The sequence below is a fragment of the Geopseudomonas sagittaria genome, from assembly GCF_900115715.1.
Taxonomy (GTDB): domain Bacteria; phylum Pseudomonadota; class Gammaproteobacteria; order Pseudomonadales; family Pseudomonadaceae; genus Geopseudomonas; species Geopseudomonas sagittaria.
In genome coordinates this window covers 166,393-187,597 of record NZ_FOXM01000002.1, presented here as the reverse complement: position 1 = coordinate 187,597, position 21,205 = coordinate 166,393, and the positions used below count along the sequence as shown (strand labels likewise).

General features: G+C 69.8%; 15 protein-coding genes and 1 pseudogene. 13 read left to right on the top strand and 3 right to left on the bottom strand.

Translation table 11 applies throughout. From position 1 onward, the window contains the following. Positions 1 to 80: 80 nt before the first annotated feature. Positions 81 to 719 (bottom strand): lytic transglycosylase domain-containing protein, encoded by a 639-nt coding sequence (locus BM297_RS03175; RefSeq protein ID WP_092428212.1) that lies wholly within the window; start codon positions 717 to 719, stop codon positions 81 to 83. A gap of 270 nt (positions 720 to 989) precedes the next feature. On the opposite strand from BM297_RS03175, the gene gspG reads away from it, so the two are divergent. The 11 genes and pseudogenes from gspG to BM297_RS03125 all read left to right on the top strand — a co-directional run bounded on the left by gspG (position 990) and on the right by BM297_RS03125 (position 15,657). Further along, positions 990 to 1,424, top strand: a complete 435-nt coding sequence (gene gspG / locus BM297_RS03170) for a type II secretion system major pseudopilin GspG (protein WP_092428210.1) — start codon at positions 990 to 992, stop codon at positions 1,422 to 1,424. Between the two features lie 29 nt (positions 1,425 to 1,453). Beyond that, positions 1,454 to 2,644 carry a type II secretion system F family protein gene (locus tag BM297_RS03165; protein WP_092428208.1) on the top strand — a complete coding sequence of 397 codons (1,191 nt, stop codon included), beginning with the start codon at positions 1,454 to 1,456 and terminating at the stop codon, positions 2,642 to 2,644. 268 nt (positions 2,645 to 2,912) lie between these two features. Continuing rightward, on the top strand, positions 2,913 to 4,265 hold the full coding sequence (locus BM297_RS03160) for a hypothetical protein (protein ID WP_092428206.1): 1,353 nt from the start codon (positions 2,913 to 2,915) through the stop codon (positions 4,263 to 4,265). A gap of 39 nt (positions 4,266 to 4,304) precedes the next feature. After that, positions 4,305 to 5,669 (top strand): annotated as a pseudogene (locus BM297_RS22410) (Ig-like domain-containing protein); the annotation flags it as partial. After that, positions 5,658 to 6,845: an Ig-like domain-containing protein gene (locus BM297_RS22405; protein ID WP_449404131.1), complete on the top strand. Its 1,188-nt coding sequence runs from the start codon at positions 5,658 to 5,660 to the stop codon at positions 6,843 to 6,845. The pseudogene BM297_RS22410 and the gene BM297_RS22405, both read left to right, overlap by 12 nt. 394 nt (positions 6,846 to 7,239) lie before the next feature. Then, positions 7,240 to 8,571 (top strand): hypothetical protein, encoded by a 1,332-nt coding sequence (locus BM297_RS03150; RefSeq protein ID WP_092428202.1) that lies wholly within the window; start codon positions 7,240 to 7,242, stop codon positions 8,569 to 8,571. A gap of 44 nt (positions 8,572 to 8,615) precedes the next feature. Further along, the gene (locus BM297_RS03145) at positions 8,616 to 11,174 is read left to right on the top strand and encodes an Ig-like domain-containing protein (RefSeq protein WP_092428200.1); all 2,559 of its coding nucleotides are present in this window, start codon (positions 8,616 to 8,618) and stop codon (positions 11,172 to 11,174) included. A 175-nt stretch (positions 11,175 to 11,349) separates the two neighbouring features. After that, the gene (locus BM297_RS03140; protein ID WP_092428198.1) at positions 11,350 to 13,194 is read left to right on the top strand and encodes an ExeA family protein; all 1,845 of its coding nucleotides are present in this window, start codon (positions 11,350 to 11,352) and stop codon (positions 13,192 to 13,194) included. A gap of 1 nt (position 13,195) precedes the next feature. Further along, the gene (locus tag BM297_RS03135) at positions 13,196 to 14,020 is read left to right on the top strand and encodes a general secretion pathway protein GspB (protein ID WP_092428196.1); all 825 of its coding nucleotides are present in this window, start codon (positions 13,196 to 13,198) and stop codon (positions 14,018 to 14,020) included. Between the two features lie 336 nt (positions 14,021 to 14,356). Beyond that, entirely contained in the window at positions 14,357 to 14,956 is a 600-nt protein-coding gene (locus tag BM297_RS03130) for an FMN-dependent NADH-azoreductase (RefSeq protein WP_092428194.1), read from the top strand. A gap of 101 nt (positions 14,957 to 15,057) precedes the next feature. Next, positions 15,058 to 15,657: an RICIN domain-containing protein gene (locus BM297_RS03125; protein ID WP_092428192.1), complete on the top strand. Its 600-nt coding sequence runs from the start codon at positions 15,058 to 15,060 to the stop codon at positions 15,655 to 15,657. A 48-nt stretch (positions 15,658 to 15,705) separates the two neighbouring features. Here BM297_RS03125 and BM297_RS03120 read toward each other — a convergent pair whose 3' ends face one another. Next, the gene (locus BM297_RS03120) at positions 15,706 to 17,094 is read right to left on the bottom strand and encodes a heavy metal sensor histidine kinase (protein WP_217648235.1); all 1,389 of its coding nucleotides are present in this window, start codon (positions 17,092 to 17,094) and stop codon (positions 15,706 to 15,708) included. After that, positions 17,091 to 17,768 (bottom strand): heavy metal response regulator transcription factor, encoded by a 678-nt coding sequence (locus BM297_RS03115; RefSeq protein ID WP_092428190.1) that lies wholly within the window; start codon positions 17,766 to 17,768, stop codon positions 17,091 to 17,093. Before BM297_RS03115 ends, BM297_RS03120 begins: the two co-directional genes overlap by 4 nt. A gap of 498 nt (positions 17,769 to 18,266) precedes the next feature. Between BM297_RS03115 and nirB the strand changes: the two genes are divergently transcribed. Both nirB and nirD read left to right on the top strand, forming a co-directional pair. Continuing rightward, positions 18,267 to 20,825: a nitrite reductase large subunit NirB gene (gene nirB, locus BM297_RS03110; RefSeq protein WP_092428188.1), complete on the top strand. Its 2,559-nt coding sequence runs from the start codon at positions 18,267 to 18,269 to the stop codon at positions 20,823 to 20,825. Then, positions 20,825 to 21,205: a nitrite reductase small subunit NirD gene (nirD, locus tag BM297_RS03105; RefSeq protein ID WP_092428186.1), complete on the top strand. Its 381-nt coding sequence runs from the start codon at positions 20,825 to 20,827 to the stop codon at positions 21,203 to 21,205. Before nirB ends, nirD begins: the two co-directional genes overlap by 1 nt.

The window sequence follows — 21,205 nt, the reverse complement described above, 5'->3', positions numbered from 1 at the left end:
GCACGATGGCGGGGTGATGGCAAAAACGGGTCTCTTGCCCCAGCGGATTCCCCAATCCGCCCCCACGATTGGGGCACCAATTATTTGTTCTGCAAGTGACGGAAGCGTTCGATGACCCGCGGTACGTACTGGCGGGTCTCGGCATAGGGCGGGATGGCGCGGCCCTGGCGCAGCACCGCACCGGGACCGGCGTTGTAGGCGGCCAGGGCCAGTTGCAGGTCGTTGTCGAACATCTGCAGCAGGTGCTTGAGGTAGCGCGCGCCGCCGTGGATGTTGGCGGCCGGGTCCCAGGGGTCGCTCACGCCCAGCTCGCGCGCGGTGTCGGGCATCAGCTGCATCAGGCCGATGGCGCCGCGCCCGGAGATGGCCACCGGGTTGTAGTTCGACTCGGTACGGATCACCGCGTGCAGCAGGGCCTCGGGCAGCTGGTGGGCGGCGGCGGCGGCGGCCACCTGGCTGGCGTAGGGCAGCCCGGCAGGGGCTCTGGTTGCCGGCTGCGCGGCTGGCGGACGCGGCGCTCTGGCCACGGCAGGCGCGGCCACCTTGGCCTTGGGCGTGCGCAGGATGCGCACATAGCCCCGGCCCGGACGGTAGACGTTGGTGAAGGTGACCGAGCCGTCGGCCGCCACCACCTTGTAGACATCGGCCCGTGCCGGCAGCGTCGCGACCCCGACCAGCAGGCTCAGGTAGAACAGCGCCAATCGCTTCGTGGTGATCATCTGCGTGTCCCGCAGGTCGCGCCTTGCGCGGAGCTGCATGGAGATTAGCAAGCGCCATGCCGAGGTGCTGGGGTGAGGGCTGGTGGCTAGCGCACCTCCACCCTCACCCCGCCCCTCTCCCGCCAGCGGGAGAGGGAGCAATCCGCTGCCTGCGCCAAGCAATGGTGCGATGGCCCTGCCGGCGTGCGGGTGACGGTTGCGGCCAGTGCCCGGTTTGACGCGAACCCGATCCTGACCTTAGATCCAAGCAGGTATCCGGGAGTGCTGCCGATGATCCGCCGTATCCGCCCGCCCCTGCGCCCCGTCCGCGGCTTCACCCTGCTCGAGTTGCTGGTGGTGCTCGTGGTGCTCGGCCTGCTCGCCGGCATTGTCGGCCCCAAGTACTTTGCCCAGCTCGGCAAGTCGGAAGCCAAGGTGGCGCGCGCGCAGATCGAGAGTCTGGGCAAGGCGCTGGACCTGTACCGCCTGGATGTCGGCCGCTACCCCACCAGCGAACAGGGCCTCGTCGCGCTGGTCACCGCGCCCAGCGACGAGCCGAAGTGGGATGGCCCCTACCTCGCCAAGGGCATTCCCCTCGACCCCTGGAGCCGCGAATACCTGTACCGCTCGCCGGGCGAGAACGGCGAATACGATCTGCTGTCGCTGGGCAAGGACGGCCAACCCGGCGGCGAAGGCGAAAACGCCGAGATCGCCAGCTGGCAATGAGCAGAGCGCTGTAGACAGGGCCAACCACCATGCGTTTTCACGTCAAGGCCGTGGACAAGCAGTCCGCCGTGGTCTCGCTGCAACTGGATGCACCGAGTGCCGACGATGCCCGGCGCCTGGCCGAGCACCAGGGCCTGCGCGTGCTGGCCCTGCACGCCGAGCGCGGCTGGGCCAGCCTGCGCTGGCGGCCGCGCGAGGCCTTTCCGCTGCTGCTGTTCAGCCAGGAGCTGACCACCCTGCTGGGCGCCGGCCTGGCGCTGATCGACGCCCTCGAGAGCCTCGCCGAAAAGGAGACCGACGCCCAGGCGCGCAAGGTGCTCGCCGATATCGTGCGCCTGCTCTATGAGGGCAAGTCGCTGTCCCAGGCGCTCGGCCAGTTTCCCGAGGTGTTTCCCGGGCTGTACGTGGCGCTGGTGCAATCGAGCGAGAAGACCGGCTCGGTCGGCGATGCGCTGGGCCGCTACGTGGCCTATCGGCAACGGCTGGACGAGGTGCGCCAGAAGATCGTCAGCGCCTCGGTCTACCCGGTGCTGCTGCTGGTGGTCGGCTGCGGCGTGCTGCTGTTCCTGATCGGCTATGTGGTGCCGCGCTTCAGCCTGGTGTTCGAGGGCCTCGGCTCCGACCTGCCCTGGCTGTCGCGAATCCTGCTCAGCGCCGGGCAGTTCCTCCACGCCCACCAGGCGGCGGTCTTCGGCGGCCTGGCGCTGGCCCTGCTGGCCATCGTGCTGCTGCTGCGCCAGCGCGCCGTGCGCCGCGCCCTCGGCCGCCTGGTCGAGCTGGTACCGACCATTCACCGGCGTCTGTTCATCTACGAACTGGCGCGGTTCTACCGCTCGCTGGGCATCCTGCTGCAGGGCGGCATCCCGATCATCAGCGCCCTGGGCATGGTCCGCGGCCTGCTCGGCGTCAACACCCGCACGCGCCTCGACCGCGCCGCCGAGCGCATCCGCGAAGGCCGCTCGCTGTCCCAGGCGCTGGACGAAAACCAGCTGGCCACCCCGGTTTCCCTGCGCATGCTGCGTGCCGGCGAGCAGTCGGGCAACCTCGGCACGATGATGGAGCGCACCGCCGACTTCTACGACGAGGAAACCGGGCGCTGGGTCGAGTGGTTCGTGCGCCTGTTCGAGCCGCTGCTGATGGTGTTCATCGGCCTGATCATCGGCGTGATCGTGATCCTCATGTACATCCCCATCTTCGAGCTGGCCTCCAGCATCCAGTAGCGCTAGCCCCCGCGGCCCGTCATCCCATCGCCTGCTGTCCCCACTTCCCCGCGCCAACCCCCACTTGTGGGGGGAGTTCCCCACTCCCCGCTTGCTGCCACCGTCTCGACACCCATCGACAAGCCATTGTTTTGAAAAGACTTTTCCAGATCAGCACGTCTGCAGTCGGGTGGTACGGATCTTGCCACTCCAAGTCAGCACAACCTCCGAGGCCCGATCCGGCCCCGACCGAGAAGCCGTCCATCAGCAAGAAGAGAAGGACTCCATCATGCACAACGCTCACTCGAAAATTGCCGCCTTGCTCGGACTCGGGCTGCTGGCCGGATCGGTCCAGGCCGCGCTGAATGCCGTGGACCCCGGCCCCTATAGCCTGGCGAACGGCCACTTCGCCGCCTGGTACCAGGACACCCACGGCCGCACCCTGGACCTGTGCCTGTCCAAGGCGGTCAGCACGCGCGTACCGGGGACGGCCACCGCGCCGTCCTACATGTGCTCGCTGCTGCCCTCGGAGTTCTTCGATGACACCCAGACCATCGCCTTCCCCGGCAACTTTCCGGACGAAGCCTTCTGGTTCACCGCCGATGCCCTCATCCAGCAGGATGGCATCGACCTGAGCTACGGCGCGGCCCTGGAGGCCGCCTTCAACGGCGGCGAACCCAAGGTGGGCGACCAGACCAGCTTCGCGCGCATCCGCATCCGCGTGACCGTGCCGACGATCGGGATCTACACCGTCACCCACCCCTACGGTGTCGAAGTCTTCGACGTAACAACCACCGATACCCGGGCGATCAACATGACCCGCGACATCGGCATCGGTGCACCGGGGGTCTACAGCGGCGCCCTCACCGGCGATGTCGGCCCCTTCCTGCGCAGCACCAACGGCCCCTATGTCGAGCAGAATCCGGACACCTTCGTCATGGAAAGCTTCATCGGCGACCCCAACCTGCCGGAGCCGGTGACCGGCAGCCCGTTCGGCACCAACTACGTGCGCATCGAAGGCCCCGGCATCGACCTGCGCACCGACGTCTTCGCGGTGTCCGGCAAGCTCTCCGCGGTCACCCTGCCAACCCCGCTGGTCGTCGACCGCGCCACCTACTCGCGCAGCGCCGGCGCGGCCCAGCAGGACGTCTTCGCCCTCGCCCCGCCGCCCGCGGGCACCGCCCGCTTCGCCGACAGCGCCGGCGTGGACACCCGGATGAGCGAAGTCAACGGCTGGGGCGCCTGGTACGGCCAGTCGGCCAGCTCGCCCGCTGGTCTGCCGACCACGGTCACCGTGACCGCCGACAACTCCGCGGCCATCCCCACCAGCACCCCGACCAGCAAGGCCAGCCCGCTGACCGACCTGGTGGTGATCCGCCGGGCGGAGTACGTGCAGACCGGCACGGGGGTCGGCCAGCTGACCGTCGAGGCGGCCTCGAGCGACGAGACGGCCTTGCCGGTGCTGACCCTGACCCACGAAGACGGTACGCCGATCGGCACCCTCGCCGGCGACGGGCCGGTCAAGACCCTGACCACCGCGGTCAACCCCTTCCCGCCGGCACGCATCACCGTGACGTCCGCCAACGGCGGCAGTGACAGCGAAGACGTCCTGCTGATTCCCGGCACCACCGCTACCCCCTGAGGCAACACCAGGAAACGCTCAATCGAGTCTGGAGGCATCATGAACAAGCAGCTAGGAATACTCGTGACAGCCCTGGGGTTGCTCGCCGGCACCGCCCAGGCAAAACTCGCCGCCGTCGACCCCGGCCCCTACACCGCGGCCAGCGGCTACTTCCCCGTCTGGTATCAGGACGCGGGGGTAACCGCCGCGGATGGAACGACATCGCCGCCGACCGCCCTGGACCTGTGCCTGTCCAAGGCCGTCAGCTCCCGGGCTCCGGGCACCGCCGCGGCGCCGGGCTACATGTGCACCCTGCTGCCCAACCCCGGCATCTTCGACGACCAGAAGCCGCTGGTCTTCCCGACCAACTGGCCCGACGAGTCGTTCTGGATGCTGGCGGAAACCTCCTTCGTCGATCCCAGCGGCATCGAGCTGATCGTCTACGTGGCCGGCCTCGAAGCCGCCTTCGGCGGCGGGGTGCCGCTCGCCAACGACCAGGTGAGCTTCGCGCGCATCCGCATCCGCGCCAGCGTGCCGGTAGCCGGCGACTACACCATCATCCATCCCTACGGCGTGGAGAGGGTCAGGGGAGTCACCGGCAAGAAGGGCATCAACATCACCCGCGACATCGGCATCGGCGCCCCCGGGGTGTTCACCGGCGCCCTGGATGGCGATCTCGGCCCGTTCCTGCAAAGCGTCAACGGGCCGTACACCGAAACCAACCCGGAAACCACCCTGCCCGAGACCTTCATCGGCGACCCCAACCTGACCGAGCCGGTGACCGGCAGCCCGTTCGGCACCAACTACATACAGATCCTCGGCCCGAACGGCCTTGCCACCGCCCAGTACAACCTGTTCAGCCTGTCCGGCAAGCTGCGCGCGCCCGCCGCCCCGCCGCCCACGCCGGTCACCCTCGCCCGCTCCACCTACAGCCGCACCGCCGAGCGCACCTGGATCGAGGTGTTCGCCAACTCGACACCGCAGGCCAGCCTGTGCTTCCGGGAAACCCTCGAGCTGGTTGACGGCGCGCCGAATCCGGCCTGCCTGATCGACATGGCCGGCGATGGCAACGGCCGCTTCTTCGGCAACGACCTGGCGCCGACGACGTTGCCGAAAGCGCTGATCGTCACCGCCACCGACACGGCTGCCGGAACCCTGCCAACGCCGGTTTCCAGCCCGCTCACCGACGTGGTGAAGATCGCCAACGCCAGCTACTCGTGGGCCACCCGGTCACTGACCATCGAGGCGAGCTCCAGCGACGAGCTGTCGCCCCCGCAACTGGTGGCGGCAGGCTTCGGCAGGCTGTCCGCGGCCGGCGGCAGCACCCAGCGCCTGGTGGTCAGCGACCTGGCCCAGCCACCGGCGCGGGTGACCGTGAAGTCCTCGGCCGGCGGTGCGGATAGCGAACCGGTCGTGGTGGCCGACGCCCGGCCAAACCCGGCACCGCTCGCCGGGAATGACAGCGCGACCGCGACCGCCGGCATCGCCATGCAGATCGACGTGCTGGCCAACGACAGCGACCCCGAGGGCGATGCGCTGACCGCGGTACTGGTGAGCCAGCCGGACCTGGGCAGCGCCAGCGTCAGCACGGATGGCGGCATGGTGACCTACACCCCGCCGGCCACGCTCGAGGTACAGCAGACCACCTCGTTCACCTACCAGGCCAGGGACTCCCAGGGTGCCCTGTCGGCAGCCGCCACCGTAACGGTGACGGTCAATCCGGCCGCGGCCAACCCGCCGCCGACCGCCGTCGACGACACGGCGACCGCCACCGCCGGCGGCGCGCAGGTGAGCATCGCCGTGCTGGCCAACGACAGCGATCCGGAGCAGCAGGCACTCAGCGTGGTCAACCTGACTCCGCTGAGCGCCCTGGGCAGCGCCACCAGCGATGGCACGACGGTGACCTACACGCCGCCGGCGTCGGTGAGCGGCAGCGTCGAAGATACCTTCAGCTATCAGGTGCGGGACTCGGGCGGCGCGCTGTCGGCAGCAGCCACCATCCGCGTCACGGTGAGCCCGGCGGCGGTCAACCAGGGACCGAACGCCGTGGATGACACGGCCTCCACCACGGCGGACCGGCCGGTGAGCATCAACGTGCTGGGCAACGACAGCGATCCGGAGGGCGATACCCCCCTGAGCGCGGTGATCGTCAGCCAGCCCGACCAGGGCAGCGTCAGCCTGGCCGGCACCACCGGCATCACCTACACCCCGCCGCAGAACGGCAGCTTCCCGCTCACCACGAGCTTCACCTACCAGGCCGTCGACGCCCTCGGCAATGCGTCGAATGTCGCCACCGTGACGGTGACCGTGGATCCGGCGATCGTCGAGACGCTGGTCATCAGCAGCGCCACCGTACAGGCGAGGGCCGGCAGAAACCGCTGGACCATCAGCGGCACCACCGACAAGCCGGCCGGCAACACCATCTCGATTGAGGTGGACAGCACCGGCGGCAGGGTCCCGCTCGGCACGGTGACCCCGCGCGCCAACGGCGCCTGGTCCCTGCGGGTCGACAAGTCGCCGATCGCGCCGGTACAGGGCGGCCGGGCCTACGCGACCTCGAGCAACGGGGTGACCACCGAGCTGCCGCTGATCGTGCAGTAAGCCCGGCGCCTGCGCCTGGCGGCCGCTTGCCACGGTCGCCAGACGCAACGCTGCAGATCGAGTCCCACTGTCGACGCCCCCGGCCTGGGGGCGTCGCCGTTCGAGGAGGTCCATCGCAACGCCAGCCCCCACGCCAGACGCTCCGGCGCAGCCTGGCGCCCCACCGTCACCCGCATTTTCCCCGCGCCAATCCCCACTTCTGGGGAAAGTCACCCGGCACCCCCACCCTGCCCCAGCCATCCAGCGCAACGCCAAGCCATTGTTTCAGCAAGCCTTTTACCGCCCAGCCGCGATTGGCGGGGCTGGTACGGATATTGCGATCCCAGTCAGTAGCACCTGCGAGGCCGACCCCAACCGAGACGCCGTCCATCCGCAAGAACAGAGGGACACCATCATGCACAACGCCCACTCGAAAATTGCTGTCCTGTTCGGACTCGGACTCCTGGCCGGCTCCGTGCAGGCCGCGCTGAACGCCGTTGCCCCGCAGACCAACCACGGATTTCCCACCTGGTACCAGGACACCCACGGCCGGGTGCTCGAACTCTGCCTGTCCACCGCGGAGCGCACGCCTGGCGCCGGTCCCATGTGCCCGCTGCTCGCCGAGCCGGGCTTCGATCCGTCCCAACCCATCGTGCTGGGCGGCGCTGCGCAGAATTTCCCCGGCGAAGCCTTCTGGTTCACCGGCGATGCCTTCATCCAGGGCAGCGGCATCAACCTCACCTACGTCTCGGCCCTGGAGGCCGCCTTCAGCGCCGAGCAGCCGGTGCCCGGCGACCAGATCAGCTTCGCGCGCATCCGCATCCGCGTGGACGTGACCAGCGCCGGCACCTACGTCATCACCCACCCCTACGGCGTCGAGGTGTTCAACGTGGTGACCCCCGGCACCCGGGCGATCAACCTGACCCGCGACATCGGCATCGGCGCCCCCGGCCAGTTCGCTGGCGCCCTGCAGGGCGACGTCGGCCCCTTCCTGCGCAGCCTCAACGGGCCTTACGTGGTCGGCGACGAGACCTTCCTCGGCGACCCCAACGTGCTGGAGCCCGTCACCGGCAGCCCGTTCGGCACCAACTACGTGCGCATCCAGGGGCCCAACGGCCTCGACCTGACCACCAGCGATTTCGCCGTCTCCGGCAAGCTGTCCAGCGTGCTGCTGCCGACCCCGATGATCGTCGAGCGCAGCACCTACGCGCGCAGCAGCGTCACCGAAACCGATCCCGAAACCGGCCTGCCGCTCAGTGTGGAAGTCGCCCAGCAGGACGTGTTCGTCGAGGCGCCGCCAGCGCCCGCCACGGTCAGCTTCGTCGATACCAGCGGTGGCAGCGTGGCGATGAGCGAAGCCGACACCACCGGCAGCTGGTATGGCCAGTCCAGCGCCAGCCCGACGCCGCTGGGCAGCATCAGCGTCACCGCCGACAACAGCCTGGCCACGCCGCCCAACTCGCCGCACAGCGCCAGTTCGCGCCTGATCGATCAGGTGACCATCAGCACCGCGACCTTCAGCGTCGCTTCGGGGGTGCTCACCATCGCGGCCAGCTCCAGCGACGAGACCGCGGCGCCGACCCTGACGGCCAGGGCCACCAGCAGCGGCGTCAACCTCGGCGAGCTGGCCGGTGAAACCCACGCCAAGAGCAGCACCTTGCGCCTGACCTCGATCCCGCCGGCCCAGGTCACCGTGACCTCGGCCAACGGCGGCAGCGATACCGAAGCCGTGGTCATCCTTCCCTGAGGCAGCCACCCCCGACTACCAGCTCAAGCGAGCGTGGAGGCATCATGAACAAGCAACTCGGAGCCGTGGTGATCGCCTGGGGACTGTGCGCCGCCATGACCGGCATCGCCCTCGCGGATCTCAAGGCCGTCGATCCCGGCCCCTACAGCGGGGCAACCGGCCACTTCCCGCTGTGGTATCAGGACAACAACGACCTGGCCCTGGAGCTGTGCCAGTCCAAGGCCCTCAGCCCGACCGGCGGCTACCTGTGCACCCTGATCCCCGAGGCGGGGGTGTACGACGACACCCAGCCGATGGTGTTCGCCGACAACTGGCCCAGCGAGCTGTTCTGGTTCCTCGCCGAGACCTCGATTCCCGCCGGCAGCGTCAACGGCTACGAGGTGGAAGTCTACGTGGCCGGCATCGAAGCCGCCTTCGCCGGTGGCCCGCCCAAGCCCGGCGACCAGCAGAGCTTCGCGCGCATCCGCATCCGCGCCTCGGTGCCCAACAACCGGCGCGGCACCTACACCATCACCCACCCCTACGGCGTGGAAACCGTCACCGTCACCCAGGGCGGCCGGCGGGCGATCAACATCACCCGCGACATCGGCGTCGGCGGGCCGGTCGACTTCAGCGGCGCGCTGGGCGGCGCCGTCGGCCCGTTCCTGACAAGCGCCAGCGGCACCGTCACCGCCACCAACCCGGAAACCGGCGCGCAGGAAATCTTCATCGGCGACCCCAACATCCCCGGCCCGGTCGTGCCGATCACCAACCCGGTGACCGGTCTGCCGGTGGACTACCTGGAGATCAGCGGGCCGGCCGGCACCCTGCGCACCAACCTGTTCAGCGTGTCCGGCAAGATCCTCGACTCCCGCCCGGCCACCCCGCTGACGGTCGAGCGCAGCACCTACAGCCGCAACGCTGCCGGCAGCCGCATCTCGGTGTTCGCCCAGTCCAACCCCGCCAACAGCGTCTGCTACCGGGAAACCCTGGCGTTGCTCCCCGGCACCCCGCCATCGCCCTGCCTGCGCAACCTGCTCCCCGATGGGCAAGGCTACTTCTTCCACAGCGACCCCTTCCCGCAGAGCCTGCCGCCGTTCCTGGTGGTCACCGCCAGCGACCCGACCAGCCTGAGCCGGCCAACCGCGGTCTCCAGCCCGCTGACCGACGTGGTGAAGATCAGCAGCGCCCGCTTCGACCGCGACACCGGCACCCTGACCATCGAGGCGACCTCCAGCGACGAGGTGCTGATTCCCGACCTCGCCGCCACCGGCTTCGGCCGGCTGAACAAGGCCGGCACCCTGCAGAGCCTGACGGTGACCGGCCTGTTCCAGCCGCCCGCCCAGGTGACGGTGAAGTCCGCCGCCGGCGGCTCGGACACTGAAGCGGTGAGCGTGCGCGGCAGCGCGCCGGACAGCGGGGACAATCAGCCGCCGGTGGGCGTGGCCGACAGCACCAGCACCAGCCCCGGCGCAGCGGTCGACATCGCGGTGCTGAGCAACGACAGCGACCCGGATGGCAACCCGTTCAGCGTCGCCAGCGTGACCCAGCCGGCCGAAGGCGGCAGCGTGACCATCAACCCGGGCGGCGCCTCGCTGCGCTACACCCCGCCGACCACGGTCACCACCGCCTTCACCGCCAGCTTCAGCTACGTGCTGCGCGACAGCCTGGGCGCCCTGTCCGAACCGGTCGGGGTCACCGTCAGCGTCAGCGCCAGCGACCCGACCAACCAGCCGCCGCTCGCCAACCCCGACAGCGCCAGCACCACCCCGGGCAACGCGATCAGCATCAACGTGCTGGGCAACGACAGCGATCCGGAAGGCCACCCGTTCAGCGTGACTGGCGTGACCCAGCCGGCCACCGGCCAGGGCAGCGTGACGATCAACGCCAACGGCACGCTGCTCTACACCCCGCCGGCCACGGTCGCCACCGCCTTCACCGCCAGCTTCAGCTACACGGTGACCGACTCGCTCGGCGCCGCGGCCATCGGCAGCGTGACGGTGAGCGTGAGCGCCTCCCCGGTGAACCTGCCGCCGACCGTCGGCAACGACACCGCCAGCACCAGCGACGGGGTCCCGGTGACCATCAACGTGCTGGCCAACGACAGCGATCCGGAAGGCCACCCGTTCAGCGTGACCAGCGTGACCCAGCCGGGCGGCGTGCAGGGCAGCGTGGCGATCAACGCCGATGGCAGCCTGCTCTATACGCCGCCGCCGGCGGACACCATCGACACCCCCTTCACCGCCACCTTCACCTACACGGTGACCGACTCGCTCGGCGCCTCGGCAACCGCCACCGTCAGCGTGCTGGTCCAGCCACTGGTGACCGAACCGCCGCCAGCCGTGATCAGCGTCACCACGGCGACCGTGCGCGCCGGCAACGGCGGCCGCTTCACCTGGGAGCTGAGCGGGAACACCACGCAGACCAACTCCAACCTGACCATCGAGGTGACCACCACCAATGGCCTGGCGCTGCTCGGCACCGTCACGCCCAACCGGCGCACCGGCAGCTGGAGCCTGACGGTGCGCAACACCACGCAATTCCCGCCGATCAACACCCCGTCGGCCACCATCACCGCGACCGCCACGGGCGCCAGCATCACGGTGCCCGTCCAGCGGCTCTGAGCCGGTCTGCTGCGCTCCTGCGCCCGTCCCCGCGGGCGCAGGAGCGGACGCCCGGCCAAGCCAATCCGCACCTTTGCGCCGCGCCCTTCTCAGGCGCGGCTATGCTTTGCAGAACAACAAATCTGCGGGGGCCGACGCCGAACCCGGCGTGCGCGCAGAGCGACGGAAAGCGACCATGTACAACCAGCATTTCGGCTTGTCCGAGACTCCCTTCTCGATCTCGCCCGACCCGCGCTACCTGTTCATGAGCGAGCGGCACCGCGAGGCGCTGGCCCATCTGCTCTACGGCCTGCGCATCGACGGCGGCTTCGTGCTGCTCACCGGCGAGGTCGGCACCGGCAAGACCACCCTGTGCCGCTGCCTGCTGGAGCAGGTGCCGGAGCACTGCGACATCGCCTTCATCTTCAACCCCAAGCTGAACGCGCTGGAGCTGCTGCGCACCCTGTGCGACGAGCTGCACATCGACGTGCCGGCCAACGTGCTCAGCCTCAAGGTGCTGGTCGACCGCCTCAACGCCCACCTGCTGGCCAGCAACGCCCGCGGGCGCAAGACCGTGCTGATCGTCGACGAGGCGCAGAACCTGTCCAACGAGGTGCTGGAGCTGCTGCGCCTGCTGACCAACCTGGAAACCAGCCAGCGCAAGCTGCTGCAGATCATCCTCCTCGGCCAGCCGGAGCTGCGCGAGCGCCTGGCCGAACCGCCGATGCGCCAGCTGGCCCAGCGCATCGTCGCGCGCTACCACCTGGAGCCGCTGTCGCGCCCGGAGGTCACCGCCTACGTGCAGCACCGCCTGGCGGTGGCCGGCGCGCGCTTCAACCTGTTCCCACCCAAGGTGCTGGAGCGCCTCTTCCAGCTGAGCGGCGGTACGCCGCGGCTGATCAACCTGATCTGCGACCGCGCCCTGCTCGGCGCCTACACCAAAGGCCAGCCCCTGGTGGACATGGCCACCCTGACCCGCGCCGCCCACGAGGTGCAGGGCCAGCCGGCGAGCCGGCGCGGCATGCCCTCGCGACGCCCGCGGGCCGTCCCGACCGCCCTCGCGGTGGCGCTGGTCGCCGGCCTGGCCGTGGCCTTGCTGCAGGGCACGCCCCTGCCCTGGCTGGGCGGCACTGCGCCGCCGCAGGCCGATGCCGGCAGCGCAGCGCTGCCCGACCCCGCCTCCCGGCCGGCCGACCTTGCCCGCGAAGCACGGGCCAGCGCTGCTGCCACCGGCGAAACGGCCACTGCGCCACCTGCCGATGCCGATGCCGATGCCGATGCCGATGCCGATGCCGATGCCGTCCAGATCGTCGACGCAGCGCGCAGTACGCCCTCGCCCGCCGACGCGGCGCCGGTCGCCGCCGAAGCGCCGCCGACCGCAGCGGCCGACAGCCTGCCGAGCGTGATTGCCGGCCCCCGCGCCGAGGACCACTGGCTGCACGAGGCCATGGCGATCCGCGCGCTGCTCGGCCAATGGCAGATCGAGGTGGAGGAGCCGACCACCCTGGCCAACGCCTGCCAGCGCGCAGGCCTGCTGGGGCTGCACTGCCTGGACATGAACGACGGCCTTGCCGCCCTGCGCGCCCACAACAGCCCGGCCATTCTCGAGCTGCAGCAGGCCGGCGGCCCGGACTTCCTCGCCACCTTGATGAAGCTGGAGCAGACCCGCGCCAGCCTGGCGGTGGCCGGTGAACTGCGCGAGGTGACGCTGGACAGCCTGACCCGCCAGTGGAATGGCCGCTACATCCTGCTGTGGCGGGCACCGCCGGGCGGGGAACAACGTCTGGCGCCAGGTGCCCGGGGGCCGGCGGTGGCCTGGCTCGAGCAACGCCTCGCCCGCTGGGAAGGCGTGCGCCCCAGTGCCGCACCGAGCAGTGTGTTCAGCGCCGAACTGGCCGAGCGGCTGCGCACCTTCCAGCGGGCGCATGCCCTGCAGGTCGATGGCGTGGCCGGCCCCATGACCCTGGCCCGCCTGGCGACCCTGACCGACCCCGAAGCTCCGGTTCTGGCCCTTCCGACTCTGGCAAGACAGGCGCACTAGCATGTCCTACATCCTCGACGCCCTGAAAAAATCCGAATACGCCCGCCAGCAAGGCAAGGTCCCGGATCTCGCCACCCTGCCGGCGGTCGATACGCTCGCCAACGCTCCGTCAGCCTTCGCCCGCCTGCCCCTGCTGGCCAGCGGCGCCCTGCTGCTGGCCGTTGCCGTGGCCGGCTGGTGGCGGCCCTGGCAGGCGCCGGCAGCACCGCTGCCGAGCAGCCCCGCGACGGCGGCTAGCCTGAGCACGACCACCGTCGTCAGCTCGCCCGCGACCGCGCTGGCATCGGCACAGGCCTCGAAAGCGGCACCGCCCAGCGCCAGCCCGGGAGCCACCGCCGCGCCGCCGAGTATCCCGGCCGCCGCGCCCGTGGCGGCGGCGCAGCCAGAGACGCCGCCGCTGGCGACACCACCACAGGCGCAGGCCCAGCCGGTATCGCCCGTAGCGGCGATTGCGCAGGCCGTGCCCAAGGTCGTGCTGCCCGCGCTGGCGCCGCAACCCGGCACGCCCAAGACGCTGCCGGCCGCCGCGCCGGCAACGCTCGCCGCCACGCCGCGTCCGTCGTCCGCGCCCGCCAGCGCGCTGCCCGCGCCCCCCAGCCGGGTGCTCGCCTTCTACGAACTGCCGCCCGCCGTGCGCGAGCGCATTCCGGCGCTGGCGATTTCCGGCTTCTCCTACGTCGAGGAGCCGGGCATGCGCATGGCGGTGATCAACGACCGGGTGCTGCGCCAGGGCGAAAGCGCCGCACCGGGCATCACCCTGGAGCGGATCGCCAGCGATGGCGTGGTGCTGAACTTCAGCGGCTACCGCTTCCGGCCGCAGCGCTGATCCGGCCCCTCTTCCGCCTGCGGGAGGGGGCGGAAGAGCGCCTCTGCCTCTTCACGCACTTATCCAGGCGCCCCCGGCACAGACATCACGCCGAGTCTGCGCGGGACTCCGCCAGCCAGCCGGCCAGGAACTCGATCAGCACCCGCACGTGATGGGGCACATAGCGGTTGCTCGCCAGCACCGCGTAGATGCCCAGCTAGGCGACGCGGACGAACAGTTGCATGGCATCGAGTCGGCTAATTGTTGATTATCCAGTCAACAGACAGTTCCTGATTGCCGCCTATTTCACATCAGTGCAAAGGCTTAAAGTTCACCCATCGTTCGAGGAAAACCGCCATGAAGATCCTGCAAATCAACGCCAGCGCCCGTTCCACCGGCGCCAACTCCACCCGCCTGGCCGACGCCATCACCGCCCGCCTGCAGGCGCAGAACCCGCAAGCCGTGGTCGAGCTGCGCGACCTGGCCAGCCATCCGCACCCGGTGCTCGACGAGGCGGCGCTGGGCGCGCTGTTCACCCCGGCCGAGCAGCGCAGCGCCGAGCAGGCCGCCCGCGTCGCCCTCGATGATGCGCTGATCGCCCAGGTGCAGGCGGTCGACGTCATCGTCCTCGGCGTGCCGATGTACAACTTCGGCGTGCCGGTGCAGCTGAAGACCTGGATCGACGCCATCGCCCGCGCCGGGGTGACCTTCCGCTACACCGAGAACGGCCCGCAGGGCCTGCTGCAGGGCAAGAAGGTCTACGTGGCCCTGGCCCGCGGCGGCCTGTACCGCGACACCCCGAACGACTCGCAGGTGCCCTACCTGAAGAGCGTACTGGCCTTCCTCGGCATGACCGACGTCGAGTTCGTCTACGCCGAAGGTCTGGCGATGGGTGCCGAGGGTGCCGACAAGGCGTTCGCCGCCGCCCAGGCGCACATCGGCGAGCTGATCGCCTGAGCGACCCAGGCCCCGGAGCGGCGTCCTGTCGAGGGCGCCTCTCCTCCCCGATGCCCAGCCCTGCCGGCGATTGCCGCGCAGGGCTTTTGCAGGTAGCGAGCATGCGCAAAGCCCGAAAACACCTTTCCCCCGGATCCGCCGCCCGGCTGCTGCTCGCCGGCCTGGTATTCGCCCTGAGCCTGGCGGAAGGCATGGCCGCGCCCCTGGCGCCCAAGCCCCCCGGCCATCTGCAACTGATCGATCGCCTCGATCGCCCCGAGGATGGCTATTGCCTCGACATCGTCGGCTCGGGTCAGTACATCCGCTTCGACATGCCGATGACCGCGCACAACTGCAAGCCCGGCCTGTACGAGGACGAGGCGGTGATCCTCGAGCCCAATGGCTATATCCGCTTCCCGGCCTACAACCGCTGCATGACGGCGGCCGGCCTGAATGGCCGTGCCCTGCCGGGCGCGGCGCTGATCCCGCGTGGCTGCGGCGAGCGCACCCCGTTCCTCGAGGCCGAGCGCTTGCAGATCTTCCGCCTGCACGGCGACGGTCGGGTCGAGCTCGAAGGCTCGGGGCTGTGCGTGACGGCCGGGCACAAGTCCGACACCACCTTCTCCAGCGAACACCGCTGGCGTGCCCTGTTCCTGGAGGAGTGCGACGCCGCCGAGCCGGCACGTTCGCGCTGGCAGTTCAAGGCTGCGCCGAACCGTTGAGCGCATGGCCAGCGCCGGAATACGGCCGGCAGCTGGGACACCGCGCCATCAGAGCGGCCCTGCCGCCATCGCCGCCGGAAACGCCAGCTCGAAGCGGGTGATGCCGTCCGCCGACGCACAGCGGATGCGCCCGCCGTGCGCCTCGACGATCGAGCGGGTGATCGCCAGGCCCAGCCCGGCGTTGCCGCCGCCCTCGCGGTCCGCCGGGGCCACACGGTAGAAGCGGTCGAACAGCCGGCCGAGGTGTTCGGCAGGAATGCTCGGCCCGGGATTTTCCACGCTCAGCATCACCTCGCCCTCGCCCTCGGCAATCGCCACGCGGATGCTGCCGCCGGCCGACGTGTAGCGCAGCGCATTGCTCAGCAGGTTGGACAGTGCCCGGCGCAGCATGCCCTCGTCGCCGGCGATCAGCCCGCGGCCGCTGGCCTGCAGGGCGATGCCGTGTTCCTCCGCCAGCAGGCGGTAGTAGTCCAGCAGCTTGTCGACCAGCTCGTGCAGCGCCAGCGGCCGGCGTGCGGGGACGATCAGGCCGTTGTCGGCCTTGGCCAGGAACAGCATGTCGTCGATCATCCGCGCCATGCGCTTGAGGTCATCGAGGTTGGCGTAGAGCGCGTCCTGGTACTCCTCGAGGCTGCGCGCACGGGTCAGCACCACCTCGGTGTGGGTCATCAACTGGGTCAGCGGGGTGCGCAGCTCGTGGGCGATGTCGGCGGAGAAGTTGGCCAGGCGTACGAAGGACTCGTCGAGCCGCTCGAGCATGCCGTTGAACGACGACACCAGCGGCCGCAGCTCGACCGGCAGCGCCGCCTCGGGAATGCGCTCCTTGAGCGAGCGGGCGGACACCGTGGCCGCCACCTGGGTCACCTCGCGCAGCGGCCGCAGACCGCTGCGCGCCACCAGCCAGCCGAGCCCGGCGCTGAGCAGCGCGCAGACGCCCAGGGCGATCCACAGCCAGCGCTCCAGGGCGGCGAAGAAGTCGGCATGGTGGGTCACGTCCAGCGCCAGCAGCAGGGTCAGCGACTGCCCCGGCTCGGCCAGTGCCACCTGCGCAGTCATCCCGCGCAGCAGGCGCCCCTCCTCCCACCACTCCCACAACGCGTGGGTCTGGGTGCGAAAGCGCGCGGGAATGGCCGCCTCGGAAGGCTCGGCGAACAGCACCCGGCCATCGGCCGCGAGGATCTGCGCGCGCAGGTCCTGGTGGGCACCGAGCAGGGTGTGCAGCTGCGGGCCCAGCGCCTCCAGCTGGTCCGCCCGGCGCAGACCGCCGAGCAGGCGCTGGCTGGCCTGCAGCTTCTCGTGCAGGGCATGGCGGTCGAGATCGACGAAGTGTTCGCGGCTGAGCAGATTGAAGGTCAGACCGACCGCCAGCAGCACGCCGGTCAGCGCCAGCATGAACAGCAGGCTCAGGCGGGTGGTCAGCGACGGGCGGCGGATCATTCCGGCGCATCCAGCAGGTAGCCCATGCCGCGCACGGTGTGGATCAGCTTGGGTTCGAAGCCGTCGTCGATCTTCGCGCGCAGGCGGCGGATCGCCACCTCGATGACGTTGGTGTCGCTGTCGAAGTTCATGTCCCACACCTGCGAGGCGATCAGCGACTTGGGCAGCACCTCGCCCTGGCGGCGCAGCAGCAGTTCGAGCAGGGCGAACTCCTTGGCGGTCAGGTCGATGCGCCGCCCGCCGCGGCTGGCCCGGCGCTTGAGCAGATCGACCTCCAGGTCGGCCACCTGCAGGCGGGTCGGCACTGCACTGGCCTGCCCGCGCCGCAGCAGGGTGCGCACCCGCGCCAGCAGTTCGGCGAAGGCGAACGGCTTGACCAGGTAGTCGTCGGCGCCCAGTTCCAGGCCCTTGACCCGGTCCTCGACGCGGTCGCGGGCGGTGAGAAACAGCACCGGCACCTCCTGCCCGGCCGCGCGCACCCGGCGCAACACCTCCCAGCCGTCCAGGCCCGGCATCATCACGTCGAGGATCAGCAGGTCGTAGCCCTCCTCCAGCGCATGCTGCAGCGCATCGCTGCCGTTCTCCACGCGCTCGACGGCAAAGCCTGCCTCGCTCAGCCCCTGCTGCAGATAGGCACCGATCTTCGGCTCGTCCTCGGCCACCAGGATTCTCATCGCTTCTCCTCTCCGTTGCGCCGTTGCGCGAATGGCGATTGTGCAACCCGGCGCGGCCGGCAGCCACCGCCTGACAGAAATGTAATCGCCCCAAAAAGGACTCCGCGCAGCCCTGCACGCACTTTTCTGGTTCACGGTCGCCTGCTGGACGAGGGCTGCCCCGCCCCGTCGAGATCGCCCCAGCCGCCTGGAACAGCGCGTTTGCGGCCCTGCGGCGCGCCTCGCAGCGATCTGCCGGGCAGCCACGGCGAAGCTGGCACGGGATCTGCAGTTATTCCGCCAAAGCCTGCCCCACCGGCAGGACGTCCCCCGTGGTCATCGGCGACCACCAGCCTCCACAGGCGCGGGACGGGGTGAACCGGGCAACGTGGCTCAGGCAGGCACCCCACCAACAATCCATGAATACCAGGCAAAGGCGCCTGGAGCTGCTCACCAGCTCCAGGCGCCTTTTTGCGTTTTGCAGGCCATGCCCGGCAGTGGCAAGACTGAGGAAAAGCCATGAACTCCATCGTCACCCCGATTCCGCGCGAAACACTGATCATCATCGGCAACGGCATGGTCGGCCATCACTGCATCGAGCAGCTGATCGAGCGCGGCGCGCTGGCCCGCTACGAAATCCACGTGTTCGGCGAGGAACGCCAGCGCGCCTACGACCGCGTGCACCTGTCCGAATACTTCGGCGGCCGCGATGCCGAGTCGCTGGCCATGTGCACGGCGGACTACTACGCGGCTCACGGCGTGCAGGCGCACCTCGGCGTGCAGGTGCTGGAGATCGACCGCGTGCGCAAGGAGGTGGTGACCAGCACCGGCCGCCATGCCTACGACCAGCTGATCCTGGCCACCGGCTCCTACCCCTTCGTGCCGCCGATCCCGGGTGCCGAAGGCAACTCGCGGCTGGTCTACCGCACGCTGGACGACCTCGACGACATCCGCGCCGCCGCCGCCCAGGCCCGGCGTGGCGTGGTGGTCGGTGGCGGCCTGCTCGGCCTGGAAGCGGCCAACGCGCTGAAATCCCTCGGTCTGGAAGCCCACGTGGTCGAGTTCGCCCCGCGGCTGATGCCGGTGCAGCTGGACGGCGAAGGCGGTGCGGCGCTGAAGGCGCGCATCGAGGCCCTGGGCGTCGGCGTGCACCTGTCGCGCGCCACCCAGGAGATCGTCGCCGGCGAGCAATACGCCTACCGGATGAACTTCAACGACGGCGAATACCTGGAGACCGACCTGATCCTCTTCTCCGCCGGCATCCGCCCGCAGGACGCCCTGGGCCGCAGCGCCGGGCTGGAAATCGCCGCCCGCGGCGGCGTGGCGGTCGACAACGCCTGCCGCACCTCGGACCCGACGATCTTCGCCATCGGCGAATGCGCGTCGTGGAACGGCAGCGTGTTCGGCCTGGTCGCCCCGGGCTACAGCATGGCGCGCACCGTCGCCGCGCAGCTGGCCGGCTCGGCCGGCGAGCCGTTCACCGGTGCCGACATGTCCACCAAGCTCAAGCTGCTCGGCGTGGATGTCGGCTCGATCGGCGACGCCCACGGCGCCACCCCGGGCGCCAAGAGCTATCGCTTCATCGACGAGGCGACCGCCAGCTACCGGCGCCTGGTGGTCTCCGCCGACGGCAAGACCGTGCTCGGCGCAGTGCTGGTCGGCGACAACAGCTACTACGACACCCTGCTGCAGTACGCGCAGAACGGCATCAAGCTGCCTTCCGATCCGTCCAGCCTGATCCTGCCGCTGTCCGACGGTGCCCCGGCGCTCGGCGCCGACGCCCTGCCGGACACCGCGACCATCTGTTCCTGCCACAACGTCACCAAGGGCGCGGTGTGCTGCCAGGTCGAGGCCGGCATCACCGATCTGGGCGAACTGAAGGCGGCGACCAAGGCCGGCACCGGCTGCGGCGGCTGCAGCGCGCTGCTCAAGCAGGTCTTCGAGCACGAGCTGAGCGCCCGCGGCGTGGCGGTCGACAAGAGCCTCTGCGAGCACTTCGCCTACACCCGCCAGGAGCTCTACGCCATGGTACGGGTCGAGGGGATCATCAGCTTCGAGGAGCTGCTGGCCAAGCACGGCCGCGGGCATGTCGGCTGCGACATCTGCAAGCCGGCGGTCGGCTCGATCCTCGCCTCCTGCTGGAACCAGCCGATCACCGACCCGCTGCTGGTGCCGCTGCAGGACACCAACGACACCTTCATGGCCAACATGCAGAAGAACGGCACCTACTCCATCGTGCCGCGCATCGCCGGTGGCGAGATCACCCCGGACAAGCTGATCGCCCTCGGCGCCGTCGCCAAGAAATACGACCTCTACACCAAGATCACCGGCGGCCAGCGCATCGACCTGTTCGGCGCCCAGCTGCACCAGCTGCCGGACATCTGGGGCGAGCTGATCGAGGCCGGCTTCGAGACCGGCCACGCCTACGGCAAGTCGCTGCGCACGGTGAAATCCTGCGTCGGCAGCACCTGGTGCCGCTACGGCGTGCAGGACAGCGTCGGCATGGCGCTGCGCCTGGAGGATCGCTACAAGGGCCTGCGCTCGCCGCACAAGATCAAGTTCGCCGTCTCCGGCTGCACCCGCGAATGCGCCGAGGCGCAGAGCAAGGACGTCGGCGTGATCGCCACCGAGAAGGGCTGGAACCTCTACGTGGCCGGCAACGGCGGCATGCGTCCGCGGCATGCCGAGCTGTTCGCCACCGACCTCGACGACGCAGCGCTGATCCGCGCCATCGACCGCTTCCTGATGTTCTACGTGCGCACCGCCGACAAGCTGCAGCGCACCTCGGTGTGGCGCGAGAGCCTGGAAGGCGGCCTGGACTACCTCAAGGCGGTGATCCTCGACGACAGCCTAGGCCTCGGCGCAGAGCTGGAGGCGCAGATGCAGCTGGTGGTCGACCGCTACGAGTGCGAGTGGGCCAACGCCCTCAAGGACCCGGAGAAGCTCAAGCGCTTCCGCACCTTCGTCAACGACGGCCGCGGCGACCCGGACATCCACTTCGTCAAGGAGCGTGGCCAGCGTCGGCCGGTGCACGCCTCCGAGCTGCACCTGATTTCCGTGACCGAGGAGCTGAACTGATGAGCCAGTCCAACGTGGTACGTAATGCGTCCGTAGGACGTGTCATCCACTGGCACGCCGTGTGCCACCGCCAGGATCTGGTGGCCAACTCCGGCGTGGTCGCCTGGCTGGACGGCGCCCAGGTGGCGCTGTTCCACCTGCCGCACACCGCGGACGGCGAGCAGCTCTACGCCATCGACAACCGCGACCCCAAGTCGGGAGCCAACGTCATCGGCCGCGGCATCGTCGGCAGCCTCAAGGGCGACCTGGTGATCGCCTCGCCCCTGTACAAGCAGCACTTTCGCCTGAAGGACGGCAGCTGCCTGGAATATCCGGAACAGCGCCTGCGCGTCTGGCCGGTCCGCCTGAACGGCGATGCGGTGGAGGTTGGCCTGGCGTGA